This is a genomic window from Pandoraea soli, from assembly GCF_902459595.1.
In the GTDB taxonomy this organism is placed as follows: domain Bacteria; phylum Pseudomonadota; class Gammaproteobacteria; order Burkholderiales; family Burkholderiaceae; genus Pandoraea; species Pandoraea cepalis.
Window position 1 is genome coordinate 262,585 of sequence record NZ_CABPSG010000004.1, and the last position, 25,849, is coordinate 288,433.

At 62.9% G+C, this 25,849-nt stretch carries 24 protein-coding genes and 1 tRNA gene; 21 read left to right on the plus strand and 4 right to left on the minus strand.

The window, feature by feature from the left end; genetic code table 11:
• Positions 1-26: 26 nt before the first annotated feature.
• Both PSO31014_RS09800 and PSO31014_RS09805 read right to left on the minus strand, forming a co-directional pair.
• Positions 27-263 (minus strand): hypothetical protein, encoded by a 237-nt coding sequence (locus PSO31014_RS09800; protein ID WP_083902237.1) that lies wholly within the window; start codon positions 261-263, stop codon positions 27-29.
• A 175-nt stretch (positions 264-438) separates the two neighbouring features.
• Positions 439-1,302, minus strand: coding sequence for a ribosomal protein uL16 3-hydroxylase (locus PSO31014_RS09805; protein WP_425494865.1), 864 nt, complete (start codon positions 1,300-1,302; stop codon positions 439-441).
• 66 nt (positions 1,303-1,368) lie between these two features.
• Here PSO31014_RS09805 and PSO31014_RS22865 point away from each other — a divergent pair, with 66 nt between their 5' ends.
• Together PSO31014_RS22865 and PSO31014_RS09810 are read left to right on the plus strand one after the other, a co-directional pair.
• Positions 1,369-1,767 (plus strand): hypothetical protein, encoded by a 399-nt coding sequence (locus PSO31014_RS22865; RefSeq protein WP_343039579.1) that lies wholly within the window; start codon positions 1,369-1,371, stop codon positions 1,765-1,767.
• Positions 1,768-1,792: 25 nt separating this feature from the next.
• A complete protein-coding gene (locus PSO31014_RS09810; protein WP_130025580.1) occupies positions 1,793-2,326 on the plus strand; it encodes an FKBP-type peptidyl-prolyl cis-trans isomerase in 534 nt (177 codons plus the stop codon).
• A 151-nt stretch (positions 2,327-2,477) separates the two neighbouring features.
• Here PSO31014_RS09810 and PSO31014_RS09815 read toward each other — a convergent pair whose 3' ends face one another.
• Positions 2,478-3,857 carry a hypothetical protein gene (locus PSO31014_RS09815; protein WP_150551446.1) on the minus strand — a complete coding sequence of 460 codons (1,380 nt, stop codon included), beginning with the start codon at positions 3,855-3,857 and terminating at the stop codon, positions 2,478-2,480.
• Positions 3,858-3,868: 11 nt separating this feature from the next.
• Entirely contained in the window at positions 3,869-6,592 is a 2,724-nt protein-coding gene (gene mutS, locus PSO31014_RS09820; protein ID WP_150551447.1) for a DNA mismatch repair protein MutS, read from the minus strand.
• A gap of 308 nt (positions 6,593-6,900) precedes the next feature.
• On the opposite strand from mutS, the gene PSO31014_RS09825 reads away from it, so the two are divergent.
• The 19 genes from PSO31014_RS09825 (at position 6,901) to PSO31014_RS09915 (ending at position 25,831) form a co-directional block, all read left to right on the plus strand.
• Positions 6,901-8,871: a sensor domain-containing diguanylate cyclase gene (locus PSO31014_RS09825; RefSeq protein WP_150551448.1), complete on the plus strand. Its 1,971-nt coding sequence runs from the start codon at positions 6,901-6,903 to the stop codon at positions 8,869-8,871.
• 146 nt (positions 8,872-9,017) lie between these two features.
• Complete coding sequence (locus PSO31014_RS09830) at positions 9,018-9,389, plus strand: response regulator transcription factor (RefSeq protein WP_150551449.1); 372 nt, start codon at positions 9,018-9,020, stop codon at positions 9,387-9,389.
• Positions 9,390-9,813: 424 nt separating this feature from the next.
• Complete coding sequence (locus PSO31014_RS09835) at positions 9,814-10,818, plus strand: NAD(P)H-quinone oxidoreductase (RefSeq protein ID WP_150551450.1); 1,005 nt, start codon at positions 9,814-9,816, stop codon at positions 10,816-10,818.
• 148 nt (positions 10,819-10,966) lie between these two features.
• A complete protein-coding gene (tpiA, locus tag PSO31014_RS09840) occupies positions 10,967-11,767 on the plus strand; it encodes a triose-phosphate isomerase (RefSeq protein WP_425494866.1) in 801 nt (266 codons plus the stop codon).
• A 93-nt stretch (positions 11,768-11,860) separates the two neighbouring features.
• Positions 11,861-12,229 carry a preprotein translocase subunit SecG gene (gene secG / locus PSO31014_RS09845; RefSeq protein WP_150551539.1) on the plus strand — a complete coding sequence of 123 codons (369 nt, stop codon included), beginning with the start codon at positions 11,861-11,863 and terminating at the stop codon, positions 12,227-12,229.
• Positions 12,230-12,372: 143 nt separating this feature from the next.
• A tRNA-Leu gene (locus PSO31014_RS09850) sits at positions 12,373-12,457 on the plus strand.
• Between the two features lie 130 nt (positions 12,458-12,587).
• Positions 12,588-12,947, plus strand: a complete 360-nt coding sequence (locus PSO31014_RS09855) for an NADH-quinone oxidoreductase subunit A (RefSeq protein WP_017233013.1) — start codon at positions 12,588-12,590, stop codon at positions 12,945-12,947.
• Between the two features lie 47 nt (positions 12,948-12,994).
• Positions 12,995-13,474: a NuoB/complex I 20 kDa subunit family protein gene (locus PSO31014_RS09860; protein ID WP_010807413.1), complete on the plus strand. Its 480-nt coding sequence runs from the start codon at positions 12,995-12,997 to the stop codon at positions 13,472-13,474.
• Between the two features lie 12 nt (positions 13,475-13,486).
• Positions 13,487-14,086 (plus strand): NADH-quinone oxidoreductase subunit C, encoded by a 600-nt coding sequence (locus PSO31014_RS09865; RefSeq protein WP_150551451.1) that lies wholly within the window; start codon positions 13,487-13,489, stop codon positions 14,084-14,086.
• Positions 14,087-14,095: 9 nt separating this feature from the next.
• Positions 14,096-15,349: an NADH-quinone oxidoreductase subunit D gene (locus PSO31014_RS09870; RefSeq protein WP_150551452.1), complete on the plus strand. Its 1,254-nt coding sequence runs from the start codon at positions 14,096-14,098 to the stop codon at positions 15,347-15,349.
• Positions 15,350-15,520: 171 nt separating this feature from the next.
• Entirely contained in the window at positions 15,521-16,021 is a 501-nt protein-coding gene (gene nuoE, locus PSO31014_RS09875) for an NADH-quinone oxidoreductase subunit NuoE (RefSeq protein ID WP_150551453.1), read from the plus strand.
• Positions 16,018-17,310, plus strand: coding sequence for an NADH-quinone oxidoreductase subunit NuoF (nuoF, locus tag PSO31014_RS09880; protein WP_150551454.1), 1,293 nt, complete (start codon positions 16,018-16,020; stop codon positions 17,308-17,310). Before nuoE ends, nuoF begins: the two co-directional genes overlap by 4 nt.
• 29 nt (positions 17,311-17,339) lie before the next feature.
• Positions 17,340-19,652 (plus strand): NADH-quinone oxidoreductase subunit NuoG, encoded by a 2,313-nt coding sequence (gene nuoG, locus PSO31014_RS09885; RefSeq protein ID WP_150551455.1) that lies wholly within the window; start codon positions 17,340-17,342, stop codon positions 19,650-19,652.
• Entirely contained in the window at positions 19,653-20,717 is a 1,065-nt protein-coding gene (gene nuoH, locus PSO31014_RS09890; RefSeq protein ID WP_150551456.1) for an NADH-quinone oxidoreductase subunit NuoH, read from the plus strand.
• 23 nt (positions 20,718-20,740) lie between these two features.
• Positions 20,741-21,232, plus strand: coding sequence for an NADH-quinone oxidoreductase subunit NuoI (gene nuoI, locus PSO31014_RS09895; protein ID WP_017233020.1), 492 nt, complete (start codon positions 20,741-20,743; stop codon positions 21,230-21,232).
• 79 nt (positions 21,233-21,311) lie between these two features.
• The gene (locus PSO31014_RS09900; protein WP_150551457.1) at positions 21,312-21,947 is read left to right on the plus strand and encodes an NADH-quinone oxidoreductase subunit J; all 636 of its coding nucleotides are present in this window, start codon (positions 21,312-21,314) and stop codon (positions 21,945-21,947) included.
• A gap of 9 nt (positions 21,948-21,956) precedes the next feature.
• Complete coding sequence (nuoK, locus tag PSO31014_RS09905; protein WP_017233022.1) at positions 21,957-22,268, plus strand: NADH-quinone oxidoreductase subunit NuoK; 312 nt, start codon at positions 21,957-21,959, stop codon at positions 22,266-22,268.
• A 17-nt stretch (positions 22,269-22,285) separates the two neighbouring features.
• Positions 22,286-24,331 carry an NADH-quinone oxidoreductase subunit L gene (gene nuoL / locus PSO31014_RS09910; RefSeq protein ID WP_150551458.1) on the plus strand — a complete coding sequence of 682 codons (2,046 nt, stop codon included), beginning with the start codon at positions 22,286-22,288 and terminating at the stop codon, positions 24,329-24,331.
• An 18-nt stretch (positions 24,332-24,349) separates the two neighbouring features.
• Complete coding sequence (locus tag PSO31014_RS09915; RefSeq protein ID WP_150551459.1) at positions 24,350-25,831, plus strand: NADH-quinone oxidoreductase subunit M; 1,482 nt, start codon at positions 24,350-24,352, stop codon at positions 25,829-25,831.
• Positions 25,832-25,849 lie beyond the last annotated feature (18 nt).

The window sequence follows — 25,849 nt, forward strand, 5'->3', positions numbered from 1 at the left end:
CTCAACTGCCTTGCGGCAGCGAGAGCTTACTTGCTGGCAGCAGCGTCAGCAGCCGAAGCAACGGCATCAGCAGCAGCGCCGGCAGCCGAAGCAGCCGAGTCAGCAGCAGCGCCGACAGCCGAAGCAGCCGAAGCGGCCGAGTCAGCAACAGCAGCAGCAGCAGCCGAAGCCGTGTCAGCGGCCGGTGCAGCGGCTTCTTCCTTCTTGCCGCAGGCGGTCAGGGCGATAGCCAGCAACGAAGCGACGAGGAGAGACTTCTTCATGATCACGTCCTTTTATGGTAGATGACAAGCGAATGAATATTAATTACGGTAATACGCTCTTGCCAGCGCAAAGCCGATTGCGAGACATTGGCAATTAAGGATTACCCTTGGTCATGCAAGCTGCTTGGCGAGAAATTATATTGGGTTTTCCCCAACCCGTCACGTCAATCTCGCGTCATTTCCCCGCTTTTTTCCTTACGGCGCGCAACTTTAGCCGGGGCTCCGGGTCACTTTCCAGTTGCAGCCACCCGGAAGCATACCAATCGTACAGAATTTCGACGATTTCTTGGTCTTTTTGCCTCAAATTCGCACATTCCCCCGCATTTAACTGACGATGATCGGCGAGGCGCCGTAAGTTTGCGCGCGCATCGACAGGGACGTCGAGCGGCTCGCCGTTGACGTAATATCGGTTGCGTCGATACAACAATTGCGTCTTGGGCGAGAGCGCCAAGCCACGCGCGGCGGCTTCGCGCACGAATTTCGTCACCGAAAGCGGGGTTTCTGGCGGATCGAAGAATACGTGCGACTTCGGCTCGCTCAGCCAACGCCCGAGAAAATCCTCGACCTCTTTTTGTCCCCAGCGCACTTTTTCGAGCTGCGCGACAAGCGTCTCGATCATGGCATCGGGCAGCGCGGCCGGATGTTTCACGGCCGATTGTCCCGGATCGGCGTAACGACCCGCGAAATGGCGCGCGAACGGTAGCGCTGGCGCATTTTCCGCAAGGTAGTACAGAAAGTTCTGAAGCATTTCCTGCTCCAGCGGCGCGCGAAAGCCGATTGAGTAGGTCATGCACTCGCCTTGCGCGATGCCATCGTGCGCATAGCCCGGCGGCAGGTACAGCATGTCGCCCGGTTCCAGCACCCACTCCTCTTCGGGCTCGAAGTGTTTCAGGATGCGCAGCGGCACGCCATCGAGCCACGTGGTATCGCGCTGCGGCCCGATGCGCCAGCGTCGCTGGCCATGCGCCTGCAGCAGAAAAACGTCGTAAGAATCGAGGTGCGGGCCGACGCCGCCGCCGTCGGTGGCGTAGCTGATCATCACGTCGTCCAGACGCGCGTCGGGAACGAAGCGAAACTGTTGCATGAGTGCGTCGACGGCCGGCGAGTGGAGATTCGCCCCCTGCACGAGCAGCGTCCATTGCTTGCGACTGAGCGGCGGCAACTCATCGGCATCGAACGGCCCATGGGCGAGCTGCCAACGCTTGCGGGCATGGCTGATCAATCGGGATTCGACGTCGTCCTGCGCCGCCAGCGCGAACAATGCATCGCGCGAGAGCGGCGCCGTGAAGCCGGGAATGGCCTGGCGGATGAGGAGCGGGCGCTTGTGCCAGTAGCGCTTCATGAATGCGTCCGGCGCGAGGCCGCCGAGCAGGGGCGAGGGGGAGCGGGCTGTCGTCATGAGTGGATCAATACATTGGGAGAGGGCCGCGCCATGCCCGCCGTGGTGCGATTCGAGGTGGCGTCGGTTCGCGCGCGGGGCGATGTCATGCGGCTGCGCGTATAATGCGGGCTGTTTTTCGGAGAGTTTGATGAAGATCGAAAAGAATACCGTCGTCTCGGTGACTTACAAGTTGTCGGACGCTCAGGGCAACCTGATCGAAGAAAGCGGCGCCGAGCCGATGGTTTACCTGCACGGCGGATATGATGGCACGTTCCCCAAGATCGAGGAAGCGCTCGACGGCCAGGACGTAGGCTATGAAACGCAACTGCAACTGGAACCGTCCGACGCCTTCGGCGACTACGATCCCGAGATGATCAAGATCGAAGCGCGTGGTCGTTTCCCGGATCCGCTCGAAGTCGGCATGCAGTTCGAAGGCTCGCCGGAAGATGGCGACGAGGAGGCCGACACGCTGATCTACACGGTGACCGACGTTGCCGAAGACAAGGTCGTGCTCGACGGCAATCACCCGCTTGCGGGCATGGCACTGCGTTTCGACCTGAAGGTGGCCGACGTGCGTCAGGCGACGGAAGAAGAAATCGAGCACCAGCACGCCCACGGCGCGTCGGGGCTTGAAGTCGTCGACGAAGACGAAGATCAGGACGACGCTCCCACGCTGCATTGACGCTGAGGCGTTGCGCTGCCCGCTGCCGCCTTACGGCGCACGGCCGGGCCGGTGACGCACGACGCGCGAGCAGTACCCGGGCATCTGCCGAGTCAGGCGCATTGTGAAACGCAATGCGCCTGACTCGGCGTTTTCGTTTTCAGGCGAGCAGTCAGTTGCCGTGCCGGGGGGCACGCGTACCGGTGCTCGGGCGGAGCGCAGGCCCGATGGGCATGACTCCTTGGTTAGGATCCGACGCGGCCGCGCCCTGGTCGCTCGACATGCCGGACGACGGATAGAGTGCCGAATAGGGGGCTGCGTAGGGCATTGCGTGGGACACGCTACCGGGCGTCGGCGCTGCCGCACCGGCGGAGGTTCCGCCGGGCACCGGTATTGCGCCGCCACCGCGCGGGCTCGTCAGTGCCGCCGCGTTGTTGGACGGTAGTGTCACCCCCTCGAAACGGAAGAGTGATGGCGTGCCCGGATCGACGTGCACGCGCACCCACCGATTCGTGGTCGGCGACCCGTAGGTGCTCAGTTGGGTGAACGACTTCACCGGTGCGCCGTGGGCATCGCGCAGCGGTTCCACGTGGCGCATCGTCTTGCCGCTGTCGATGAGCAGGACCGGTCTTTTGAAGCGATTCGTGAGTCGTAGCAACTGCGTGCGGAATTCCTTGAAGCCGTCGACGCCGCGGCGTCCCGCGCGATCCGAGAAAAGGCTCCCCAGTCCTGCGCGTCGCGCCGGTTCGAACGCCGGATCGGCCTGCGCGACGATGACCATGCCGACGGCCTCCTTCTGCTTCGCGTAGACCAGCGCATGTTGCAGCCAGACGCGCGTCGCCACGACTCGATCCTCGAATTCGCCGTTACGTCCCCCCGCCGAGCGGTAATTGTTGTTGTTGCCGGGCAGATTCAGGCCGACAAATACCACGCCGTTATAGAACCATCGCACATTCTCGTGATATTGACGAAAGCGCGCCATGTCGCTCTGTCGCGTGAGATCGAATGGCGCGTGACCCACGGGGCCGGGGCCGAGCAACGCATCGTCGTTGAACGCCTGATCGCGCAGGAAGTCGAGGCGCTCCACGGGGTTGTAGCCGCCCTCGGTGGCGCGTTGGCAATCGGCCCAGTCGTTCGCCCCCGGTACGTAGATGAGTGGCTTGGGCGAACTGGCGAGCAGTCTCAGACGCTGCGTGATGAGTTCGTCGCGACACGACTCCGCCACGCTTTTGAGATTGCCTGCGTGGACGACGAACACGGCCTCACTGTCACCGATGCTGGCGAGCACGTTGCGCACCACCGGCACATCCGCGCTGCCGAAGGGGGTGTTGCCCAGCACCGCGAATTCGAACGGCGGTGGCTTGCGTGGGCCTTTGGCGCCGGGTTTGGCCGTTGTTTTTCCCTTGGACGTCGTGGTCAGCTTGGCGTTTGCCGATGCGGCCGTCGTCGGTGCGGTCCCCGTCACGAGCGCGAACGCGAGCGCCAAGAGGCACACGGCGCGCAGGCCGTGGCTTGTGTGACGAGGGGCGCGCAGGTGAGGCAGGCTCGGCATGAGGGGCGACGTCAGTGCTTGCGGCCGTCCATCAGGCCGCGCAGTTCATACAACAGGTCAAGCGCTTCGCGCGGGCGCAACTCGTCGGGATCGATCTGCGACAGACGTGCCAACGTAGCCTCGGCGGCAGGATCGAGGGCGGCGGCACCGTGTGTCGCGCCAGGGCTGCCCTGCATCGCGAGCCGGCCGTTCGGCGCGCTTTCCGAAGTGTCCTCCGATGCGTCATCGATGTCGGCATCGACCGGCGCTCGCGGTGCAAACAGATCGAGTTGTGGGGCGGCCGGATCGAGCGCCTGCTGCTCGAGTAACGCGAGATGCTTGCGCGCCGCGCGAATGACCGGCATCGGCACCCCGGCGAGTTGCGCGACCTGCAATCCGTAGCTCTGGCTCGCCGGGCCATCCTGCACCGCGTGCAGGAACACAATCCCTTCGCCATGCTCCACGGCCGACAGATGCACATTCGCGCATTGCGCAAATTCGTCGGGCAATTGCGTCAGTTCGAAGTAATGGGTGGCGAACAGCGTATAGCTGCGATTGTGCCCAAGCAGATGCCGCGCAATCGCCCAGGCCAGCGCGAGACCGTCGAACGTTGACGTGCCGCGCCCGATCTCGTCCATCAGTACCAGACTCTGGTCGGTCGCCGTATGCAGAATCGCCGCCGACTCGGTCATCTCGACCATGAACGTCGAACGTCCGCCCGCGAGGTCGTCCGACGCGCCAATTCGCGTAAAGATGGCGTCGAGCGGGCCCAGTCGCACCGCCTCGGCGGGCACGTAGCCGCCGACGTACGCGAGCAGGGCGATGAGAGCGGTCTGACGCATGAAGGTCGACTTGCCGCCCATGTTCGGGCCGGTGATGAGCAGCAGGCGGCGCGCATCCCCCAGCGAGCAGTCGTTGCCGATGAAGCGCTCCACTTGCTGTTCGACGACCGGGTGGCGACCCTGACGAATGTCGACCACGCGATCCTCCACCAGCTCGGGCTTGACCCAGCCCAGCGTTTCGGCCCGCTCGGCCAGCGCGGCGAGAACGTCCAACTGGGCGAGCGCCTGCGCAATGCGCTTGAACTCGGTGATGTGGGGCAGCAGTGCTTGCATCAGTGCGTCGTACAACAGCTTCTCCCGCGCGAGCGAGCGCTCCTGCGCGGACAATGCCTTGTCCTCGAACGTCTTCAGCTCTGGCGTAATGTAGCGCTCGGCATTCTTGAGCGTCTGGCGGCGGCGATAGTCGTCGGGCACCTTGTCGGTCTGGCCGCGCGTGACTTCGATGTAGAAGCCATGCACCTTGTTGAACTCCACCCGCAAATTGTTGATGCCGGTGCGCGTACGCTCGCGCGTTTCCAGATCGACGAGGAACTGGCCGCAGTTCTCCGAGATATCGCGCAACTCGTCGAGATCGGCATCGTGACCGCGCGCGATGACGCCGCCGTCGCGCAGCATGGCCGCCGGTTCTTCGGCGATGGCGCCCGTGAGCATTGCCAGCGCGGCCTCGGGAATCGCAAGGTCTTCGTGCAGCATCGCGAGCAGCGGCGAGCGTGCTTCGACGGCACGCAGCGTGGTGTGCAGTTCGGGCAGGCGGCGCAACGCGTCGCGCAGGCTCGATAAATCGCGTGGCCGCGCGGTGAGCAGCGCCAGACGCGCCGTGATTCGCTCGACGTCCGCCACGTGCCGCAATTCGCTGTTCAGCGCGCGCCACGCGCCCGGGCCTTCGAGCAGCGTGGCAATGGCCAGTTGGCGCGACTGCGGCACCTGCTGATCGCGCATCGGATGATGCAGCCAGTGGCGCATCAGACGGCTGCCCATCGTCGTGCCGCAAGTGTCGAGCAGCGAGAGCAGCGTCGGCGATTCGGTGCCGCGCAGCGTCTCGGTGAGTTCCAGGTTGCGCCGCGTGGCGGCGTCCAGGCCAATATAGGCGGCTTCCCGCTCCACGTTCAGACTTTGCACATGACGCAAGGACTGGCCCTGCGTGGCGGCTGCGTACTGCAGCAAAGCGCCCGCCGCGCCGAGCGCCGGGTTCAGGCCGTCGCAGCCGAAGGCGGTGAGGCTCGCGACGCGAAGTTGATCGCGCAGGCGTTGCGTGCCGGCAGACGTGTCGAAATGCCAGTCGGGCACGCGCGTCGTGGTGCCGAGGGAGAAGCCCTCGAAGGCTTTGAGGGCGCTGTCGGGCACGAGCGTCTCGGCCGGGCGGATGCGCTCCAGCTCACGCGGCAGCTTATCGGCGGCCACTTCCATCAAGCGCAGCTCGCCACTGGCGAGCGACAGCCAGGCGAGGCCGGCGACGCGCTCGCTGGCGCGTCGCGCCGGCGGCATGTGCACGGCAAGCAGATACTGGTCGACCTTGTCGCTGAGCAATGCGGCGTCGGTCAGCGTGCCGGGCGTGACGATGCGCACGACCTTGCGCTCGACCGGACCCTTGGCGGTGGCTGGGTCGCCGATCTGCTCGCAGATGGCCACCGACTCACCGAGCTTGACGAGCTTGCCGAGGTATTGCTCCACGGCGTGATGCGGCACACCGGCCATGCGAATCGGTTGTCCGCCCGACTGGCCGCGCGCGGTGAGCGTCAGGTCGAGCAGTCGTGCCGCTTTGGCCGCGTCGTCGTGGAAAAGCTCATAGAAATCGCCCATGCGATAGAAGACGAGCATGTTCGGATGGTCGGCCTTGATACGCGTGTACTGCTGCATCATTGGCGTCATCGGTGCGGCGGCGGCGGGGGTGGCTTGGGCTTGGGTGCTCGTCATGAATTCAGTCGGGTCGGGCAAATCGGGTCACGAGGGGGGCGGGGGGAACCGGCCGGCGTGCGATATCGCGCTCATCCAGCATGGCGCGTGCCGCGTCGCTCCCTCGTGGCGCGTTGGATGCGCAATTTTACGACGGGTTCGGCGAACATCGTTAGCCGCCGTCCGGCAATGTCGCATGCGAGTGTCGATGAGTTTGTTACACGAGGGCGGCAAATTTTGCTCAAGTTTCCAGAAAATGTGCCGTTTCGGGGATAAGCACCCGCAAAAATTAACAAAAAGCATCGCAAGCTACTTTCGCACGGGCCAGTATGGTGAAGTCATTGAAGGGACGGGTCGCGGCCACGACGGCCCTGGTCTCGATGATACTGATCGTCGGCGTCGCCGTCGGCATCGAATTCTTCGTCTATGGGGAGTTGCGAAGCGCGATGCAGGCGCAGCTCGACACCCAGGTCCAGCTCGTGGCCGAACAGCTCGACGACAAGATGCGCGGGAAGTTTCTCGCCCTGCATCGCATGGCGCGCCACCTTGGCAATCCGGACGCGATGACGCTGGCACAGTTCGACGCCTTCGCCCACATGTCGGTGTCGATGCCCGAGACCTTCAACACGATTTTCGTGGCCGCGCCCGACGGCCGTATGCGCTACGACTCGACGTTCCCCGCCACGGCGATCAACATTGCCGATCGCGACTATTTCCGGCAGTTGCTCGCGGGCGCGCCTCAGGCGGTGTCTGGACTGATCGCGGGCAGGATCACCCGCTCGCCGGGCATTATCCTCGCGGTACCCGTCGTGGACACGCAGGGCAAGACGATTGCCGTGATCGGCGGCGCGATCAATCTGCTTCGGCAAAACTTCATGGTCGATCTGGCGAGCAATGCGGTCGGCACAAGTGGCCGCTACTGCGTGACGACGAATGAAAATCCCGCGCGCTATATCATTCAGGCGGACGTCACGAAGATTCTCTCGCCCGTCGGCCCGGCGCAGACCTTGTGCGGCGTGCACGATCCGGCGCCGAACCCTCTCTTGCACATGCATCCGTTGGTGGCGCGCGCCACCATGACCACGACCGGTTGGTCGGTAGTCGCGGTGTTGCCCGGCGCCGAAGCGTTCGATCCGCTTGCGCGCGTGCGGCGTCGCGTGATGCTGCTCGCGATCGCCGCGATCGGGCTGGCCGCGTTCGCGATGTGGTGGATGGTGCGGCACATGTTGCTTCCGCTCGATACGCTGCGCGACCTCGTGCAGCGCAGCGCCAGCGACATGCGCGCAGTGCAGTCGCTGCCCGTTCAGCGTGCCGACGAGATCGGGGCGCTCGCGAACGCGTTTCGCGACATGATGGAGCAACTGAGCGATCGTACCGAGGCGCTCGAGGGCTCGCGCGAGGCGGCGCGGGCGAGTGTGCGGCGCATGCAGGAAATTGCGGATCGCGTGCCCTATCTCGTCGTGTTTCTCGACAGCAACGAGCGCTTTGCGTTCGTGAATCGGGCGTGTGAACTGCGGTTGCGGCGGCCGCGTGAACGCATTCTCGGGGCGACGGCGAGCGAGCTGCTCGGCCCGTCGCTCTATCGCGAATTCGCGCCGCATCTCGCCCGGGCATTCGCGGGCGAAGCCGCCACGTTCATCTGGGATTTTGGCGACGGCGCCGCGTTCCGGTGCTTCGAAGTCACCTATCAGCCGGAATGGGCCTTGCACGATGTGCTCGTCGGCGTGCATGTGTTTGTCCGCGATATCACCGTCGAGCGCACGAATGAGCGGCGCTGGCGGCGCGAATCGCACACCGATCACCTGACGGGCCTGCTCAATCGCAAGGGCTTTGATCAGGCGCTGACGGGGGCATTGCGCGTTGCGCGCGAGGGGGGCGGCGCGCAGGCGCTGCTGTTCGTCGACCTGGATCGCTTCAAGCTCGTCAATGACACGTGGGGGCATGCGCTCGGCGACGAGTTGCTGCGGCGTCTGGCCAAACGGCTGGTCGCGAGCGTGCGCGAGGGCGACGTCATTGCCCGCTTCGGTGGCGATGAATTCGCCGTCATCATGCGTGACGTACAGGATATTCTCGATGTGGAGCGCACGGCCATGTCGATTCTCGATGCAACGTCGCGGCCGATGTCGCTGTCCGTCGGGGCCGTTACGGTGGGCGCGTGCGTGGGCGTGGCGATGGTCGCGAGCGGTGAGGTCAAGACGCCCGACATGATGTTCGACGCGGCGGACCGCGCGCTATACGACGCCAAGCATGGCGGCCGCGGCCGCTTCGTGCTCGGCGACGGCGCGTGCGTGGCAGATTAGGCACAACCAATCAAGTACGCGACGGCGATCAGCTTCCCCGAAGATACGAGCGTGAATTGTCTGACGCACAATAGGCGACGTCCTCCGTTCGCCTCGACGTACGGCAGACGGTTCGGGCGTGGGACGTTTCTTTACAGGAGGCGGGCATGAAACTCGAGGGCGGACGAAGCCGGGCAGCATCGCGGGCGGCTTCCGACGCAGGGTGGCGCGAACCCGGGGCGCGCCGTGAGCCACCGCAGGCTTCGCATCGGGGGCCGCGGGTGCGGCACGACGCCGATGCGCACGACGACAAGTCGAGGCACCTGAGCTTGTCGATTCGCGAAAATGAAGTGTTTCATATGCTGGTCGACGGCCTGGCCGTCAATGAAGTCGCGCACGCGATGCATCTGAGCGAGCGGACGATTGCATCACACGTTGCACAAATTCTGCACAAACTCGCGCTTGACGATTGTGCGGAGCTGACCGACTACGCCATACGGCACGGGCTGATCGACGAAGGGTCGGAAGGCGTCGCCTGACGGCGCCAGAGCGAGGCGGCGGCGCCGAGCGGCCTGCGGGCAGCCGGCACCCCGCCTTTGGGGCTAACCCGGCGCGTCGCGCGCGGTTTCGAGATCGCACGCGACGCGCCCGTCAAACGGCGCACGTGCCGGTGCCTTTGCGTCCGCGCGTGTTCCCTGTCTCGCCCCAGTTTCGCAGTTGCCCCTCAGTTGTCCCGAATAATCCTGTTTGATCCTGAATGCGGCCGAGGCCTGCGTCGGCGGCCGACGCGATCGCGCCGTCGGTGATAAGGTACGGCTCGACACCATTTTTCAATGCGAGGTCTGTGGCATGGCACGCGCAGCGTTTGACTCGCGGGCGGCCGCACGACTCGCGACCCCACGAAACGAGACGGGCGGCCGGCGCTGATGCGGCGCGTCGTCCAGACAACCGAGGACAGACACGATGAAGGCGATCGAGATCACCCAATACGGCGCACCGGAGGTGCTCAAGCCCACTGAGCGGCCGCGCCCCGAACTCAAGCCGGGCGAAGTGCTCATCAAGGTCACCGCGTCGGGCGTGAACCGTCCCGACGTGCTCCAGCGCATCGGGCAGTACCCCGTGCCGCCGGGTGCCTCGGACCTGCCGGGGCTCGAAGTGGCCGGCGAGATCGTCGATGGCAAGCTCGACGGCCCGGATAACCGCTGGGGATTGAAGGTCGGATCGCGCGTCTGTGCGCTGGTGCAGGGTGGGGGCTATGCCGAGTTCTGCGCCGCGCCGCTCTCGCAGGTGCTGCCGGTGCCGCAAGGGCTCTCGGACGTCGAGGCGGCGTCGCTGCCGGAAACGTTCTTCACCGTCTGGAGCAATGTGTTCGATCGCGCTCACCTCGGCGAGACCGAGTCGGGCGAAAAGGAGACGTTGTTGGTGCAGGGCGGCACGAGCGGTATCGGCGTGACGGCGATCCAGCTCGGCGTGGCAATGGGCCATCGCGTGTTCGCGACCGCGGGTTCCGATGAGAAGGCTCGCGCGTGCGAAGCGCTCGGCGCGGAGCGAGGCATCAACTACAAGACCGAGGATTTCGTCGCCGTCACGAAGGCGCTCACCAGCGATCGCGGCGTGGACGTCGTGCTCGACATGGTGGGGGGCGACTATCTGCCGCGTGAAGTGCAGGCGCTGGCATTCGATGGGCGCATCTCGATCATCGCGCTGCTCGGCGGCAGCAAGGCCACGCTGGATATGGGCGCGCTGCTGCGCCGCCGTCTGACGGTGACTGGCTCGACGCTGCGTCCGCGCTCGGTGGCGTTCAAGGCGGCGATTGCCCAGAACCTCTACGAGAAGGTCTGGCCGCTGTTCGCGGCTGGCAAGATCCGGCCTGTGATTTATCAGACGTTCCCGGCCGACCAAGCGGACAAAGCCCATGCGTTGATGGAAACGAGTACGCACGTCGGGAAGATCGTCCTGACCTGGTAAGCCATGTCGCGTCGGTTGACGAGGCGAATCCGCGTGAAACCCCCATTTCATGCGGATTCCCACGTTTGAAAGTCGGCGAAATTGACCCCCATGCCCCTGACGCACTAGAATGAGAGGTTTTTCGTCCTTACGCATTGGGGGATCTCGCGTGACAATCGGTACTGCGGCTTCGGCTCGCACCCTTGGCCGCAAGGCTGGCAAGCTCGTCGTGGGCAATTGGAAACTGCATGGCAGTCTGGCCGGCAACGAGGCGCTGCTGGGCGACTTGCTGGCGTCGCCGGTGTTGAGCGCCCCGGGCGTGACGGCGGCCGTGTGTGTGCCGTTCCCCTATCTCGCACAATGTCAGGCTCGCCTCTCGGGGCAGGTACTGGGCTTCGGCGCGCAGGAGGTCTCGGCGCAGGTGAGCGGTGCCTACACGGGCGAAGTCTCCGCTGCGATGATTGCCGAGTTCGGTGCGCAGTTCGTGATCGTGGGGCATTCTGAGCGTCGCACGTATCACGGCGAGACCGATGCGGGCGTTGCGGCAAAGACCTTGCGTGTGCTCGATGCGGGCATGACGCCGATCGTGTGTGTTGGCGAAACGCTCGCCGAGCGTGAAGCCGGCGAGACGAAGGCGGTCGTGACGCGTCAGCTCGAGACGGTGCTCACGGCGCTGACGGTGGCGCAGGCGGCGCAGATTGTTGTGGCCTATGAGCCGGTCTGGGCGATTGGCACGGGCAAGACGGCAACGTCGGCCGAGGCGCAGGAAGTGCATGCGCATTTGCGCTCGCTGCTGCGCGCGAAGGGCGAGGCGGTAATGGATGTGGCGGTGTTGTACGGCGGCAGTTTGAAGCCGGATAACGCGGCCGAGCTGTTTTCCATGGCGGATGTCGATGGTGGGTTGATCGGCGGGGCGGCATTGAAGGCGGTCGATTTTCTGGCGATTTGCGAGGCGGGTCTGTCGCGCTGACGCCGATGCCGTGTTTCGTAACGGCACGAAATAGTCATGATGCAGTGCACCAAAAATGCACGGCAAATCGGATTCTTCTATACGGGTGATGAGATGGGGTTGTTGAAAACGTTGTTGATCGTGGTGCAGGTGCTTTCCGCGCTGGGCATCATCGGTCTTGTGCTGCTCCAGCATGGCAAGGGTGCCGATATGGGCGCTGCATTCGGTAGCGGTTCGTCGGGCAGTCTCTTCGGTGCGTCGGGTTCCGCAAACTTCCTGTCGCGGACCACGGCAGTGCTCGCGGCCGTGTTCTTCGTGACCACGCTGGGTCTCACGTATCTCGGTTCGTACAAGCCGGCGGCAAACATCGGTGTCCTTGGTAATTTGCCGACGGCAACGTCGCCGATTACGGCGTCGGGTGCGGCGGCGGCAAGTGCGCCGGTAAGCGCTCCCGCAGCCAATCCGCAGGACGTGCCGAAGTAAGCCACAGCACGGTTTGCGACGTGTAATAAGCTGTAAAGAAAATCGAAAAAAAATCGATTTGTGCGTTGAACAAAATGCTGAAGAGCGCTAATATAGCGGTCTTGAAGCGATTCGTAAGTGACAGCGGATTGCAGAATTTGAATGCCGACGTGGTGAAATTGGTAGACACGCTATCTTGAGGGGGTAGTGGCGAAAGCTGTGCGAGTTCGAGTCTCGCCGTCGGCACCACAGTTCTCCGATGCCAGCCTTGCGTTTATGCTTTGGCTGGCATTTTATTTTGTGCTCACTGTTCATCCGCTTTTTGGCCCCCACGCCAATGACGAAAGCGGTTTTTGGACTAACCAAAAAGAGGGTAGAGTTGAACCTCGGAACCTATTATCCCGTCCTGCTGTTTATTCTGGTAGGTGGCGGTCTTGGGGCGCTACTGATTGGGGTCGGTAAATTCCTCGGCCCCAACAAACCTGACAGCGCAAAACTCTCTCCGTACGAGTGCGGCTTCGAGGCATTCGAAGACGCGCGCATGAAGTTCGATGTGCGCTACTATCTCGTCGCCATCCTTTTCATCCTGTTCGATCTCGAAACGGCATTTCTGTTTCCGTGGGGCGTCGCCCTGCGCGATATCGGCTGGGTGGGCTTTATCTCCATGATGGGTTTCCTGCTTGAGCTGCTGATCGGTTTCGTGTTCCTGTGGAAGCGCGGTGCGCTCGACTGGGAATAAGGCCGGCATCGATTGGGTAGCATTGCAGAAGGATTCAGGGTAAGCATATGAGCATCGAAGGGGTTTTGCGCGAAGGGTTCGTCACCACCACGGCTGACAAACTCATCAACTGGACGCGCACGGGTTCGCTGTGGCCGATGACGTTCGGCCTGGCCTGCTGTGCCGTCGAAATGATGCACGCCGGCGCGGCGCGTTACGATCTGGACCGGTTTGGCGTGGTGTTCCGCCCGAGCCCGCGTCAGTCGGACGTGATGATCGTGGCCGGTACGCTGTGCAACAAGATGGCGCCCGCGCTGCGCAAGGTGTACGACCAGATGGCCGAGCCGCGCTGGGTGATCTCGATGGGGTCGTGCGCCAACGGCGGCGGCTACTATCACTATTCCTACTCGGTGGTGCGCGGTTGCGATCGCATCGTGCCGGTCGATGTCTACGTGCCCGGCTGTCCGCCGACGGCCGAGGCGCTCGTCTACGGCATCATCCAGTTGCAGTCGAAGATCAAACGGACTGCGACGATCGCGCGTAAATAACCGCTCCCGCCCATGTCTAAACTAGAACAACTCAAGACCACCCTGCAAAACGTGCTTGGCGCCCGCGCCGAGCAGTTGGTGGAAGCCCTCGACGAGCTGACGCTGACCGTCAAGGCGAGCGACTATCTCGAGGTGGCGCGCACGCTGCGCGATCATCCCGAGCTCATGTTCGAGCAGTTGATGGACGTTGCCGGCCTGGACTACTCGGCCTATGGCGACGGTGCCTACGACGGCCCGCGCTACGCCGCCGTCTCGCATCTGCTCTCGCTGACCCACAACTGGCGTCTGCGCGTGCGCGTGTTCGCCCCGGACGACGATCTGCCGGTGGTGGCGTCGCTGATCGATCTGTGGAGCTCGGCCAACTGGTTCGAACGCGAAGCTTTCGATCTGGTCGGTATCGTGTTCGAAGGGCACCCGGATCTGCGCCGCATTCTGACGGACTATGGCTTTATCGGTCACCCGTTCCGCAAGGACTTCCCGACGTCGGGGTATGTCGAAATGCGTTACGACCCCGAGCAGAAGCGGGTGATCTACCAGCCGGTGACGATCGAGCCGCGCGAAATTACGCCGCGCATCATCCGCGAATCGCATTACGCCGGTCTGAAACATTAAGGTGGCCTTGTGGCAGACATCAAGAACTACACTCTGAACTTCGGTCCGCAGCACCCGGCAGCGCACGGCGTGCTGCGCCTGGTGCTCGAGCTGGACGGCGAAGTGATCCAGCGCGCCGATCCGCACATCGGCCTGTTGCACCGTGCGACCGAAAAGCTCGCCGAGTCGAAGACGTTCCTGCAATCCGTGCCGTACATGGATCGTCTGGACTACGTCTCGATGATGTGCAACGAGCACGCCTATGTGATGGCGATCGAGAAGTTGCTCGGCGTCGACGTGCCGATTCGCGCGCAATACATTCGTGTGATGTTCGACGAAATCACGCGGATTCTGAATCACCTGATGTGGATTGGTTCCCATGCACTCGACGTGGGCGCGATGGCGGTGTTCCTGTACGCCTTCCGTGAACGCGAAGACCTGTTCGACGTGTACGAAGCCGTCTCGGGTGCCCGTATGCACGCGGCCTACTACCGTCCGGGCGGCGTGTATCGCGACCTGCCGGACACGATGCCGCAGTATCGCGCATCGAAGTTCCACAACGAGCGCGCCATCAAGAAGATGAACGAAGCACGCGAAGGCTCGCTGCTCGATTTCATCGAAGACTTCATCACCCGCTTCCCGAAGTGTGTCGACGAGTATGAAACGCTGCTCACCGACAACCGTATCTGGAAGCAGCGTCTGGTGGGGATCGGCGTGGTGTCGCCCGAGCGTGCCATGCAGCTCGGCTTCTCCGGCGCTATGCTGCGCGGCTCGGGCATTGCCTGGGATCTGCGCAAGAAACAGCCGTACGAAGTGTACGACCGTCTCGATTTCGACATTCCGGTGGGTAAGGAAGGCGATTGCTACGACCGCTATCTGGTGCGCGTGGAAGAAATGCGCCAGTCTGTGCGACTGATCCGCCAGTGCGTGACGTGGCTGCGTGCCAATGAAGGTCCGGTGATTACGGACAATCACAAGGTGGCGCCGCCCTCGCGAGTCGAAATGAAGTCGAACATGGAAGAGTTGATTCACCATTTCAAGCTCTTCACCGAAGGCTTCCACGTGCCCGCCGGCGAGACGTATGCCGCCGTCGAGCACCCGAAGGGCGAGTTCGGCATCTACCTGGTGTCGGACGGCGCGAACAAGCCGTACCGCCTGAAGATTCGTGCGCCGGGCTTTGCCCATCTTTCCGCGCTCGACGAGATGGCAAAGGGTCACATGATTGCCGATGCTGTGGCGATCATCGGGACCCAGGACATCGTGTTCGGCGAGATTGATCGCTAAACGCGCAGCGGGCGCCTCTGGCGCCCGAAAGTTTTAATTCGGCAGGGTTTCGCAGGTCGATGCCATTGCCGTTCCAGTTGCCGTGCCTGTGAGTCGCGGGTGGCCGAAAAAACCGGTCTGCCAGCGCTGGCGCGAGCGGGGATAACGTTTTAAAGAACCGTCGGATCGGAAATGCTTTCTCCCGAAGCCCTGAAGAAAATCGACCGTGCCGTTGCCAAATACCCTGCCGACCAGAAACAGTCGGCGGTGATGCACGCCCTTGCCGTAGCGCAGGTCGAAAAAGGCTGGTTGTCGCCCGAAGTGATGCAATTCGTGGCGGACTACCTCGAGATGCCCGCAGTCGCGGTGCAAGAGGTCGCAACCTTCTACACCATGTTCAACACGCGCCCCGTGGGCAAGTTCAAGTTGACCGTGTGCACGAACCTGCCTTGTCAGCTCACGCGTGGCGAAGAGATGGCGAAGTACCTGAAAGAGAAGCTGGGTGTCGATTACAACGACATCACGCCGGACGGTCTCTTCACGGTCAAGGAAGGCGAGTGCATGGGCGCTTGCGGCGACGCACCCGTGCTGCTGGTGAACAACCATCGCATGTGCGGCTTCATGAACGAAGCCAAGGTCGACGCGCTCCTCGATGAGCTCAAGGCACAGGGCGTTGCGGGAGAGAAAGCATGACGTCGCTGCACAACCGTCACATCAAACCGCTGATCCTCGCCGACCTCAATGGCGAGAACTGGCACCTCGAAGATTACGTCAAGCGCGGGGGTTACCAGCAGCTTGCCCGGATCCTGAAGGAAGGCCTCACGCCGGAGCAGGTCATTGCCGACGTCAAGGCATCGGGTCTGCGTGGCCGTGGAGGCGCAGGCTTCCCGACGGGGCTGAAGTGGAGCTTCATGCCGCGTGCGTTCCCGGGACAGAAGTACCTTGTCTGTAACTCGGACGAAGGCGAACCCGGTACGTTCAAGGATCGCGACATCCTGCGCTACAACCCGCACGCGTTGATCGAAGGCATGGCCATCGGCGGTTTCGCCATGGGCATTACCGTCGGGTACAACTACATCCACGGCGAAATCTACGAAGTGTACGAACGCTTCGAAGAGGCGCTCGAGGAAGCACGCGCTGCCGGTTATCTGGGCGACAACATTCTCGGCACGGACTTCTCGTTCGAGCTGCACGCGCACCATGGCTATGGCGCGTACATCTGCGGCGAAGAGACCGCGCTGCTCGAATCGCTTGAAGGCAAGAAAGGCCAGCCGCGTTTCAAGCCGCCTTTCCCGGCCAGCTTCGGTCTGTACGGCAAGCCGACGACCATCAACAACACCGAGACGTTCGCCGCGGTTCCGTTCCTGCTGGCCACTGGCCCGCAGCAGTACCTGGAAATGGGCAAGCCGAACAACGGCGGCACCAAGATATTCTCGGTGTCGGGCGACGTCGAGCTGCCGGGTAACTACGAAGTGCCCCTGGGCACGCCGTTTGGCGAATTGCTGGAACTGGCCGGTGGCATGCGCGGTGGCAAGCAGCTCAAGGCCGTGATTCCGGGCGGCTCGTCGGCACCGGTCGTGCCGGCCGGGCTGATGATGGAAACGACGATGGACTACGACAGCATCGCCAAGGCTGGATCGATGCTGGGTTCGGGCGCCGTGATCGTCATGGACGAGACACGCTGCATGGTGCGCTCGCTGTTGCGCCTGTCGTACTTCTACTACGAAGAATCGTGCGGTCAGTGCACGCCGTGCCGTGAGGGCACTGGCTGGCTGTGGCGCGTGGTCAATCGAATCGAGCATGGCGAAGGCCGCAAGGAAGATCTGGACCTGCTCAACTCGGTGGCCGAGAACATCATGGGCCGCACCATTTGCGCGCTGGGCGACGCCGCAGCGATGCCAGTGCGCGGCATGCTCAAACACTTCTGGGACGAGTTCGCCTACCACGTCGAGCACAAGCATTGCTTGGTCGGCGCTCACTAATCCCTTTTGACGCTTGGCATTGAACCGCTATGGTTGAAATCGAAATTGACGGCCAAAAGGTCGAGGTGCCCGAAGGCAGCATGGTGATCCAGGCTGCCAAGAAGAACGGCACCTACATTCCCCACTTCTGTTACCACAAGAAGCTGTCCATCGCCGCGAACTGCCGCATGTGCCTGGTCGAGGTCGAGAAGGCCCCGAAGGCGGTGCCGGCCTGTGCAACGCCGGTGGCCAACGGCATGATCGTGCGCACCAACTCCGAAAAGGCTGTGAAGGCGCAGCAATCGGTGATGGAGTTCCTGCTGATCAACCACCCGCTCGATTGCCCGATCTGCGATCAGGGCGGCGAGTGCCAACTGCAGGACCTGGCCGTCGGCTACGGCAAGTCGGCTTCGCGGTATCAGGAAGAGAAGCGCGTGGTGTTCCACAAGAACGTGGGCCCACTCATCTCGATGGAAGAGATGTCGCGCTGCATTCACTGCACCCGTTGCGTGCGTTTCGGCCAGGAAGTGGCCGGCGTGATGGAGTTCGGCATGCTGGGGCGCGGCGAGCACTCGGAAATCACGTCGTTCGTCGGCAAGACGGTCGACTCCGAACTCTCGGGCAATATGATCGACCTGTGCCCGGTCGGTGCCCTGACCTCGAAGCCGTTCCGCTACAGCGCCCGGACGTGGGAGCTGTCGCGCCGCAAGTCGGTGAGCCCTCACGACGGCGTGGGTGCGAACCTCGTGGTGCAAGTGAAGAACAACCAGGTCATGCGCGTTGTGCCGCTCGAAAACGAAGCGCTCAACGAATGCTGGATCTCGGACAAGGACCGTTTCTCGTACGAAGGTCTGAACAGCGACGAGCGCCTCACCAAGCCCATGCTCAAGCAAGGCGGCGAGTGGCACGAAGTCGACTGGCAGACGGCGCTCGAGTATGTCGGGCACGGTCTGACGGACATCATCCGCGACCACGGCGCCGATGCCGTCGCCGGGCTGGCCTCGCCGCACGCCACGATCGAAGAACTGCACCTGCTGCAAAAGTTCGTGCGCGCCTTGGGGAGCGATAACGTCGACTTCCGTCTGCGTCAGACGGACGTGTCGGGTGGCACCCAGGGCGCTCCGTGGCTCGGCCTGCCGATCGCGGACCTCGACACGCTGCAAAGTGCGCTGGTCGTCGGCTCGTTCCTGCGCAAGGATCATCCGCTGTTTGCCTCGCGTCTGCGCTCCGCCGTGAAGGCCGGTGGCCAATTGCACGTGCTGCACGGCTCGGACGACGATCTGCTGGTGAAGCTTGCCAACAAGATCATCGCCGCACCGAGCGCATGGGTGAGCGAGCTGGCCGGTATCGCGCTTGCTGCTGCGGCGGCCAAGGGCGTTGCCGCCCCGGCCGAACTCGCCGGCGTGAACGTCAGCGATACGGCCAAGGCCATCGCCGCCTCGCTGGTCAACGGCGAGCGTCGTGCCATCCTGCTGGGCAACGCCGTGGTACAGCATCCGCAATTCGCACAACTGCACGCCATTGCGCAAGTGATCGCCGATATCACCGGCGCCACGCTGGGCTTTCTCACCGAAGGCGCCAATACGGTGGGCGCCTACGCGGTGAAGGCCACGAATGCCAAGGGCGCCGCTGCGCTGTTCGCGCAACCGCGTCAGGCGTATCTGCTGCTGAACGCCGAGCCGGAGTACGACTCGGCCGATGCGAAGCAAGCGCTCACGGCACTGAACGCCGCGAAGATGGTTGTCTCGCTCTCGCCGTTCAAGCACGGTCTCGAGTACGCCGACGTGCTGCTGCCGATCGCCCCGTTCACGGAGACGGCCGGTACGTTCGTCAACGCCGAAGGGCTGCCGCAACACTTCAACGGTGTGGTGCGTGCGCTCGGCGAGACGCGTCCGGGCTGGAAGGTGCTGCGCGTGCTGGGCAATCTGCTCAAGCTGCAAGGTTTTGCGCAGGACACCGCGGAACAGGTGCGCGACGAAGCGCTCGCCGGATTCTCGGCCGCCTCGCTCGACAACCGCGCCAAGGCCGTGCTGGCCGCACCGACGGCCGCGGGGCAGGGCCTGGAGCGTCTGGCCGACGTGCCGATCTACTCGGCCGACGCGCTGGTACGCCGCGCCCCGTCGCTGCAACTGACCAACGACGCCAAGGCCGCGCTGCGTGCCACGCTCCCGGCGGCGCTGTTCGATCGCCTGGGCCTCGCCGTGGGCGATGCCGTGCGCCTGCGTCAGGGCGATGCGGTGGTCACGCTGCCGGCCGCGCGTTCGGAAACGTTGCCTGCCAATGTGGTGCGCGTGCCGGCGGCCACGCCGGCATCGGCCGCGCTTGGCGCGATGTTCGGTGAAATTTCGGTGGAGAAGGCGTAAATGAGCCTGAACGAAGTCATCAATCAATACGGCACGCAACTGCTGGGCATGGCCTGGCCGACGGTGTGGGCGCTGGTCCGCATTCTCGTCGTGGCCGTGGTCCTGCTGCTGTGCGTGGCGTATCTGATTCTGTGGGAGCGCAAGCTCATCGGTTGGATGCACGTGCGTCTGGGGCCGAATCGCGTGGGTCCGGCCGGTTTGCTCCAGCCGATCGCCGACGTGTTGAAGCTGCTGCTCAAGGAAGTCATTACGCCGTCGCAGGTGAGCAAGGGCATTTACGCCATTGCGCCGGTGATGGCCGTGCTGCCGGCCTTCGCGATCTGGGCGGTGATTCCGTTCCAGCCGGGCGCCGTGCTGGCCGACGTGAACGCCGGGCTGCTCTACGCCATGGCGATTTCGTCGATCGGCGTGTACGGCGTGATTCTCGCCGGCTGGGCATCGAACTCGAAATACGCTTTCCTTGGCGCCATGCGCGCGTCGGCCCAGATGATTTCGTACGAAATCGCCATGGGCTTCGCGCTGGTCACGGTGCTGATGACGGCCGGCTCGCTCAACCTGTCGGACATCGTGCGCTCGCAAGAGCACGGCATGTTCGCGGGCTTGGGGCTGAACCTGCTGTCGTGGAACTGGCTGCCGCTGCTGCCGATGTTCGTCGTCTACTTCATCTCGGGCATTGCCGAAACGAACCGCCACCCGTTCGACGTAGTGGAAGGCGAATCGGAAATCGTGGCCGGTCACATGATCGAATACTCGGGCATGGGCTTCGCCCTGTTCTTCCTGGCCGAGTACATCAACATGATCATCATCTCGGCGCTGGCCTCGGTGCTGTTCCTGGGTGGCTGGAGTGCGCCGTTCGGCTTCCTGTCGTTCATCCCGGGTGTGTTCTGGCTGGCGTTCAAGGTGTTCCTGCTGCTGTCGGTGTTCATCTGGGTGCGTGCGACGTTCCCGCGCTACCGCTACGACCAGATCATGCGTCTGGGCTGGAAGGTATTCCTGCCGCTGACGATCATCTGGGTGATCGTGGTGGGTGTCTGGATCATGTCCCCCTGGAACATCTGGGGCTGAGGCGAACGGAGTAGAGGAATCCCATGGTAAGGGCAATCAAAGACTTTTTCGGCAGTTTCCTGTTGTTGGAACTGCTCAAGGGCATGGCGCTCACAGGGCGCTATACGTTCGCACGCAAGGTGACGGTGCAGTTTCCAGAAGAGAAAACGCCGATGTCGCCGCGTTTTCGCGGTCTGCATGCGCTGCGCCGTTATCCGAACGGTGAAGAGCGCTGCATCGCCTGCAAGTTGTGCGAAGCGGTGTGCCCGGCAATGGCCATCACGATCGAGTCGGATGTGCGCGACGACGGCACCCGCCGTACCACGCGCTACGACATCGATCTGACCAAGTGCATTTTCTGCGGCTTCTGCGAAGAAAGCTGCCCGGTGGACTCGATCGTCGAGACGCACATTCTCGAGTACCACGGCGAGAAGCGTGGCGATCTGTACTTCACCAAGGAGATGTTGCTCGCGGTGGGCGATCGTTACGAAAACGAGATCGCGGCGGCCAAGGCGGCCGATGCGCCGTACCGTTAAGCAGGGCAGGGCGCAGCGCAGCGACGGTGCGCCCGGTACGGCAATTGACGTTGGCTAATTCTCGCAACACCCGGTGATTATGGAATTCACAACCTTTCTTTTCTACGTGTTTGCGCTGATCCTCGTGATCTCCGGCCTGAAGGTCGTGACCGCGCGCAACCCCGTACAGTCGGCACTGTTCCTGGTGCTCGCCTTCTTCAACGCCGCGGCGATCTGGATGCTGCTCGAGGCCGAGTTCCTGGCCATCATGCTGGTGCTCGTCTATGTCGGCGCGGTGATGGTGCTGTTCCTGTTCGTGGTGATGATGATCGACATCAATCTCGACGAACTGCGGCGCGGTTTCGGCAAGTTCATTCCGCTGGCGAGCGCCGTCGGCGCGATCATGATCGTCGAAGCGGCACTGGTGCTCATGCGCGGCTACGGTGCCACGCGCGCGCCGGTCAAGGCCGTCTCGGCCCCGGACGTGGCGAACACCAAGGCGCTCGGTATCGCGCTGTACACCGACTATATCTTTGCCTTCGAAGTGGCAGGTCTGATCCTGCTGGTGGCGGTCGTGGCGGCAGTGGCGCTCACGATGCGTACCCGTAAGGACCACAAACAGACCGACCCGAGCCAGCAGGTGCGCGTGAAGGCGCGCGACCGCGTGCGTCTGGTGTCGATGCCCGCCGAAGCCCGGCAGCAGTCCACCGGCACCGACGCGCCGGCGGCGGAATAAGGAGACAGCATGATCTCGTTGTCGCTAGCGCATTACCTGGTGTTGGGCGCGATTCTCTTCGCGATCAGCATTACCGGTATCTTCCTCAACCGCAGAAATGTGATTGTGCTGCTCATGGCCATCGAGCTGATGTTGCTCGCGGTCAATCTGAACTTCGTCGCGTTTTCGCATTACCTGGGCGACATTGCCGGTCAGGTATTCGTGTTCTTCATTCTTACGGTGGCCGCGGCGGAAGCCGCGATCGGGCTGGCCATTCTGGTCACGCTGTTCCGTAAGCTCGAAACGGTCAACGTCGAAGATCTCGACCGCCTCAAGGGTTAACCAAAGCGAACGCTGTTATGGCATCCACATTGAATCCCAACCTGCTGCTCGCGATCCCGCTGGCGCCGCTCGTCGGCTCCTTGATTGCCGGCCTGTTCGGCAAGCAAGTCGGACGCGCGGGCGCCCACACGGTCACGATCCTCGGCGTGCTGGTCGCGTTTGTCCTGTCGGTCATGACGTTCATCGACGTCATGAACGGGGCGAGCTTCAACGCCACCGTCTACGAATGGGCCCGCATCGGCGACCTCAAGCTCGAGATCGGCTTCCTCGTCGACACGCTCACCGTCACGATGATGTGCGTGGTCACTTCCGTCTCGCTGATGGTGCACATCTACACCATCGGCTACATGGCGGAAGATCCTGGCTACCAGCGCTTCTTCTCGTACATCTCGCTGTTCACGTTCTCGATGTTGATGCTCGTGATGAGCAACAACTTCCTGCAACTGTTCTTCGGCTGGGAAGCGGTGGGCCTGGTCTCGTACCTGCTGATCGGTTTCTGGTACACGCGTCCGACCGCGATCTACGCCAACATGAAGGCGTTCCTGGTCAACCGTGTCGGCGACTTCGGCTTCCTGCTCGGTATCGGGCTGCTGCTGGCCTTCACCGGCACGCTGAATTACGGCGAAGTGTTCGCCAAGGCCAACGAGGTCGCGGCCCTGTCGTTCCCGGGCACCGACTGGCGCCTGATCACCGTGGCCTGTATCTGCCTGTTCATCGGTGCGATGGGTAAGTCGGCGCAGTTCCCGCTGCACGTGTGGCTGCCGGACTCGATGGAAGGCCCGACCCCGATTTCGGCACTGATTCACGCGGCCACGATGGTGACCGCGGGGATCTTCATGGTGAGCCGCATGTCGCCGCTGTTCGAACTCTCGGACACCGCGCTGTCGTTCATCACGATCATCGGTGCGATCACGGCGCTGTTCATGGGCTTCCTGGGCATGATCCAGAACGACATCAAGCGTGTCGTGGCTTACTCGACGCTCTCGCAGCTCGGTTACATGACGGTCGCGCTCGGCGTGTCGGCCTACCCGGTCGCCATCTTCCACCTGATGACGCACGCGTTCTTCAAGGCGCTGCTGTTCCTCGGCGCGGGCTCGGTCATCATGGGCATGCACCACGATCAGGACATGCGCAACATGGGCGGCCTGTGGAAGTACATGCCGATCACATGGATCACGTCGCTGCTGGGCTCGCTCGCGCTGATCGGGACACCGTTCTTCGCCGGTTTCTACTCGAAGGACTCGATCATCGAAGCCGTGGCCGCCTCGCATCTGCCGGGCTCGGGCTTCGCGTACTTCGCCGTGGTCGCCAGCGTCTTCGTCACGGCGTTCTACTCGTTCCGCATGTACTTCATGGTCTTCCATGGCAAGGAGCGTTTCGGTCAGGTGCATCATGACCATAACGAGCATCACGAGGAAGAAGAGGAAACCGCCGATCACCACCACGGTCTGGCCCCGGGTCAGAAGCCGCACGAGTCGCCGGCCGTTGTCACGATCCCGTTGATTCTGCTGGCGATTCCGTCGGTCATCATCGGTGCCATCGCGATTGCCCCAATGCTGTTCGGCAGCTTCTTCAAGCAAGGCGTGGCGTTCAAGGACGTGATCTACGTTGGCGAAAACCATCCGGCGATGGAAGAGCTGAGCCACGATTTCCACGGCTGGCTGGCGATGGCGTTGCACTCGTTCGGCACGCTCCCGATCGCCCTGTCAGCGCTGGGCATCGTGCTCGCGGCGTTCTTCTACCTGAAGCGCCCGGATATTCCGGAAGCGCTGAAGAATCGGTTCTCGGGCATCTACAACCTGCTCGACAACAAGTACTACATGGACAAGATCAACGAAGTGGTCTTCGCCAAGGGCGCGCTCAAGATCGGTCGCGGCCTGTGGAAGGCGGGCGATCAAGGTCTCATCGATGGCGCGGTCGTGAACGGCAGCGCGCGTCTGGTGGGCTGGTTCGCCGGTGTCATCCGCTTCGTCCAATCCGGTTACATCTACCACTACGCGTTCGCCATGATCCTCGGCATGCTCGGGCTCCTGACGCTGTTTGTGACGTTGAACGGCAAGTAATAGGGGGAGCCAACAATAATGCAATCGCTACCGCTTCTGAGTCTGGCCATCTGGCTACCCATCATCTCGGGGATCGTTGTCCTCGCGGTGGGGAATGACCGCAACCCGGGGGGCGCACGTGTGCTGTCGCTCATCGGGTCGCTGATGAGCTTCCTGGTCACGCTGCCGCTGATCTCGAACTTCGACGCCAATACGGCGGCGTTCCAGTTCGTTGAGAAATCGAGCTGGATCGACCGCTTCCACATCAACTACTTCCTCGGCATCGACGGCATCTCGCTGTGGCTGATCGTGCTGACCTCGCTGATCACGGTGATCGTGGTGATCGCGGGCTGGGAAGTGATCACGGAGCGCGTCGCCCAGTACATGGCCGCGTTCCTGATCCTCTCGGGTCTGATGATCGGGGTGTTCTCCGCGCAAGACGGCCTGCTGTTCTACGTCTTCTTCGAGGCCACGCTGATCCCGATGTACCTGATCATCGGCGTGTGGGGCGGCCCGAACCGGGTGTATGCCGCGTTCAAGTTCTTCCTGTACACGCTGCTCGGCTCGTTGCTCATGCTTGTCGCGCTGATCTACCTGTACAACGTGACGCACTCGTTCACGCTGACCGACTGGTACGCCGCGAAGCTGCCGATGAACGTGCAGATATTGCTGTTCGCGGCGTTCTTCATGGCCTTCGCCGTGAAGGTGCCAATGTGGCCGGTGCATACCTGGCTGCCGGACGCCCACGTGGAAGCGCCGACCGGCGGCTCGGTCGTGCTGGCCGCGATCATGCTCAAGCTCGGGGCCTACGGCTTCCTGCGCTTCTCGCTGCCGATCGCCCCGGACGCCAGTCACTACCTGTCGGGCTTCATGATCACGCTCGCGCTGATCGCCGTGGTCTACATCGGCCTCGTGGCCCTGGTGCAGACCGACATGAAGAAGCTGGTGGCGTATTCGTCGATCGCTCACATGGGCTTCGCGATCCTCGGCTTCTTCATGTTCAGCGAAATCGGCATGCAAGGCGCGCTGGTGCAGATGATCTCGCACGGTTTCGTCTCGGGCGCCATGTTCCTGTGTATCGGTGTGCTGTACGACCGCATGCACTCGCGCAACATCGCCGACTACGGCGGCGTGGTGAACACGATGCCGAAGTTCGCGGCGCTGTTCATGCTGTTCGCGATGGCCAACAGCGGTCTGCCGGCGACGTCGGGTTTCGTGGGCGAATTCCTGGTGATCCTGGGCGCCGTGAAGCTGAACTTCTGGGTGGGCCTGCTCGCTGCGACTTCGCTGATCACCGGTGCGGCTTATTCGCTGTGGATGTACAAGCGCGTGATTTTCGGCGCGATCGCCAACGATCACGTGCGCGAGCTGGTCGACATCAACAAGCGAGAGTTCTTCATGCTGGCCGTGCTGGCGGCGCTCACGCTGTTCATGGGTATCTATCCGAAGCCCTTTACCGACCTGATGCACACCTCCGTCGTTAACCTCCTCGCCCACGTGGCGCAGACCAAGCTGCCTTAATCGGGGAGGATATCCAGA

What these genes read in the sequence shown, in the direction of transcription:
- PSO31014_RS09800 (WP_083902237.1), bottom strand. Translation starts at nt 263, where the DNA reads ATGAAGAAGTCTCTCCTCGTCGCTTCGTTGCTGGCTATCGCCCTGACC.
- PSO31014_RS09805 (WP_425494865.1), bottom strand. Translation starts at nt 1,302, where the DNA reads ATGATCAGCTACGCCACCGACGGCGGCGGCGTCGGCCCGCACCTCGAT.
- PSO31014_RS09810 (WP_130025580.1), top strand. Translation starts at nt 1,793, where the DNA reads ATGAAGATCGAAAAGAATACCGTCGTCTCGGTGACTTACAAGTTGTCG.
- PSO31014_RS09815 (WP_150551446.1), bottom strand. Translation starts at nt 3,857, where the DNA reads ATGCCGAGCCTGCCTCACCTGCGCGCCCCTCGTCACACAAGCCACGGC.
- mutS (WP_150551447.1), bottom strand. Translation starts at nt 6,592, where the DNA reads ATGACGAGCACCCAAGCCCAAGCCACCCCCGCCGCCGCCGCACCGATG.
- PSO31014_RS09825 (WP_150551448.1), top strand. Translation starts at nt 6,901, where the DNA reads ATGGTGAAGTCATTGAAGGGACGGGTCGCGGCCACGACGGCCCTGGTC.
- PSO31014_RS09830 (WP_150551449.1), top strand. Translation starts at nt 9,018, where the DNA reads ATGAAACTCGAGGGCGGACGAAGCCGGGCAGCATCGCGGGCGGCTTCC.
- PSO31014_RS09835 (WP_150551450.1), top strand. Translation starts at nt 9,814, where the DNA reads ATGAAGGCGATCGAGATCACCCAATACGGCGCACCGGAGGTGCTCAAG.
- secG (WP_150551539.1), top strand. Translation starts at nt 11,861, where the DNA reads ATGGGGTTGTTGAAAACGTTGTTGATCGTGGTGCAGGTGCTTTCCGCG.
- PSO31014_RS09860 (WP_010807413.1), top strand. Translation starts at nt 12,995, where the DNA reads ATGAGCATCGAAGGGGTTTTGCGCGAAGGGTTCGTCACCACCACGGCT.
- PSO31014_RS09865 (WP_150551451.1), top strand. Translation starts at nt 13,487, where the DNA reads ATGTCTAAACTAGAACAACTCAAGACCACCCTGCAAAACGTGCTTGGC.
- nuoE (WP_150551453.1), top strand. Translation starts at nt 15,521, where the DNA reads ATGCTTTCTCCCGAAGCCCTGAAGAAAATCGACCGTGCCGTTGCCAAA.
- nuoF (WP_150551454.1), top strand. Translation starts at nt 16,018, where the DNA reads ATGACGTCGCTGCACAACCGTCACATCAAACCGCTGATCCTCGCCGAC.
- nuoG (WP_150551455.1), top strand. Translation starts at nt 17,340, where the DNA reads ATGGTTGAAATCGAAATTGACGGCCAAAAGGTCGAGGTGCCCGAAGGC.
- nuoH (WP_150551456.1), top strand. Translation starts at nt 19,653, where the DNA reads ATGAGCCTGAACGAAGTCATCAATCAATACGGCACGCAACTGCTGGGC.
- nuoI (WP_017233020.1), top strand. Translation starts at nt 20,741, where the DNA reads ATGGTAAGGGCAATCAAAGACTTTTTCGGCAGTTTCCTGTTGTTGGAA.
- PSO31014_RS09900 (WP_150551457.1), top strand. Translation starts at nt 21,312, where the DNA reads ATGGAATTCACAACCTTTCTTTTCTACGTGTTTGCGCTGATCCTCGTG.
- nuoK (WP_017233022.1), top strand. Translation starts at nt 21,957, where the DNA reads ATGATCTCGTTGTCGCTAGCGCATTACCTGGTGTTGGGCGCGATTCTC.
- nuoL (WP_150551458.1), top strand. Translation starts at nt 22,286, where the DNA reads ATGGCATCCACATTGAATCCCAACCTGCTGCTCGCGATCCCGCTGGCG.
- PSO31014_RS09915 (WP_150551459.1), top strand. Translation starts at nt 24,350, where the DNA reads ATGCAATCGCTACCGCTTCTGAGTCTGGCCATCTGGCTACCCATCATC.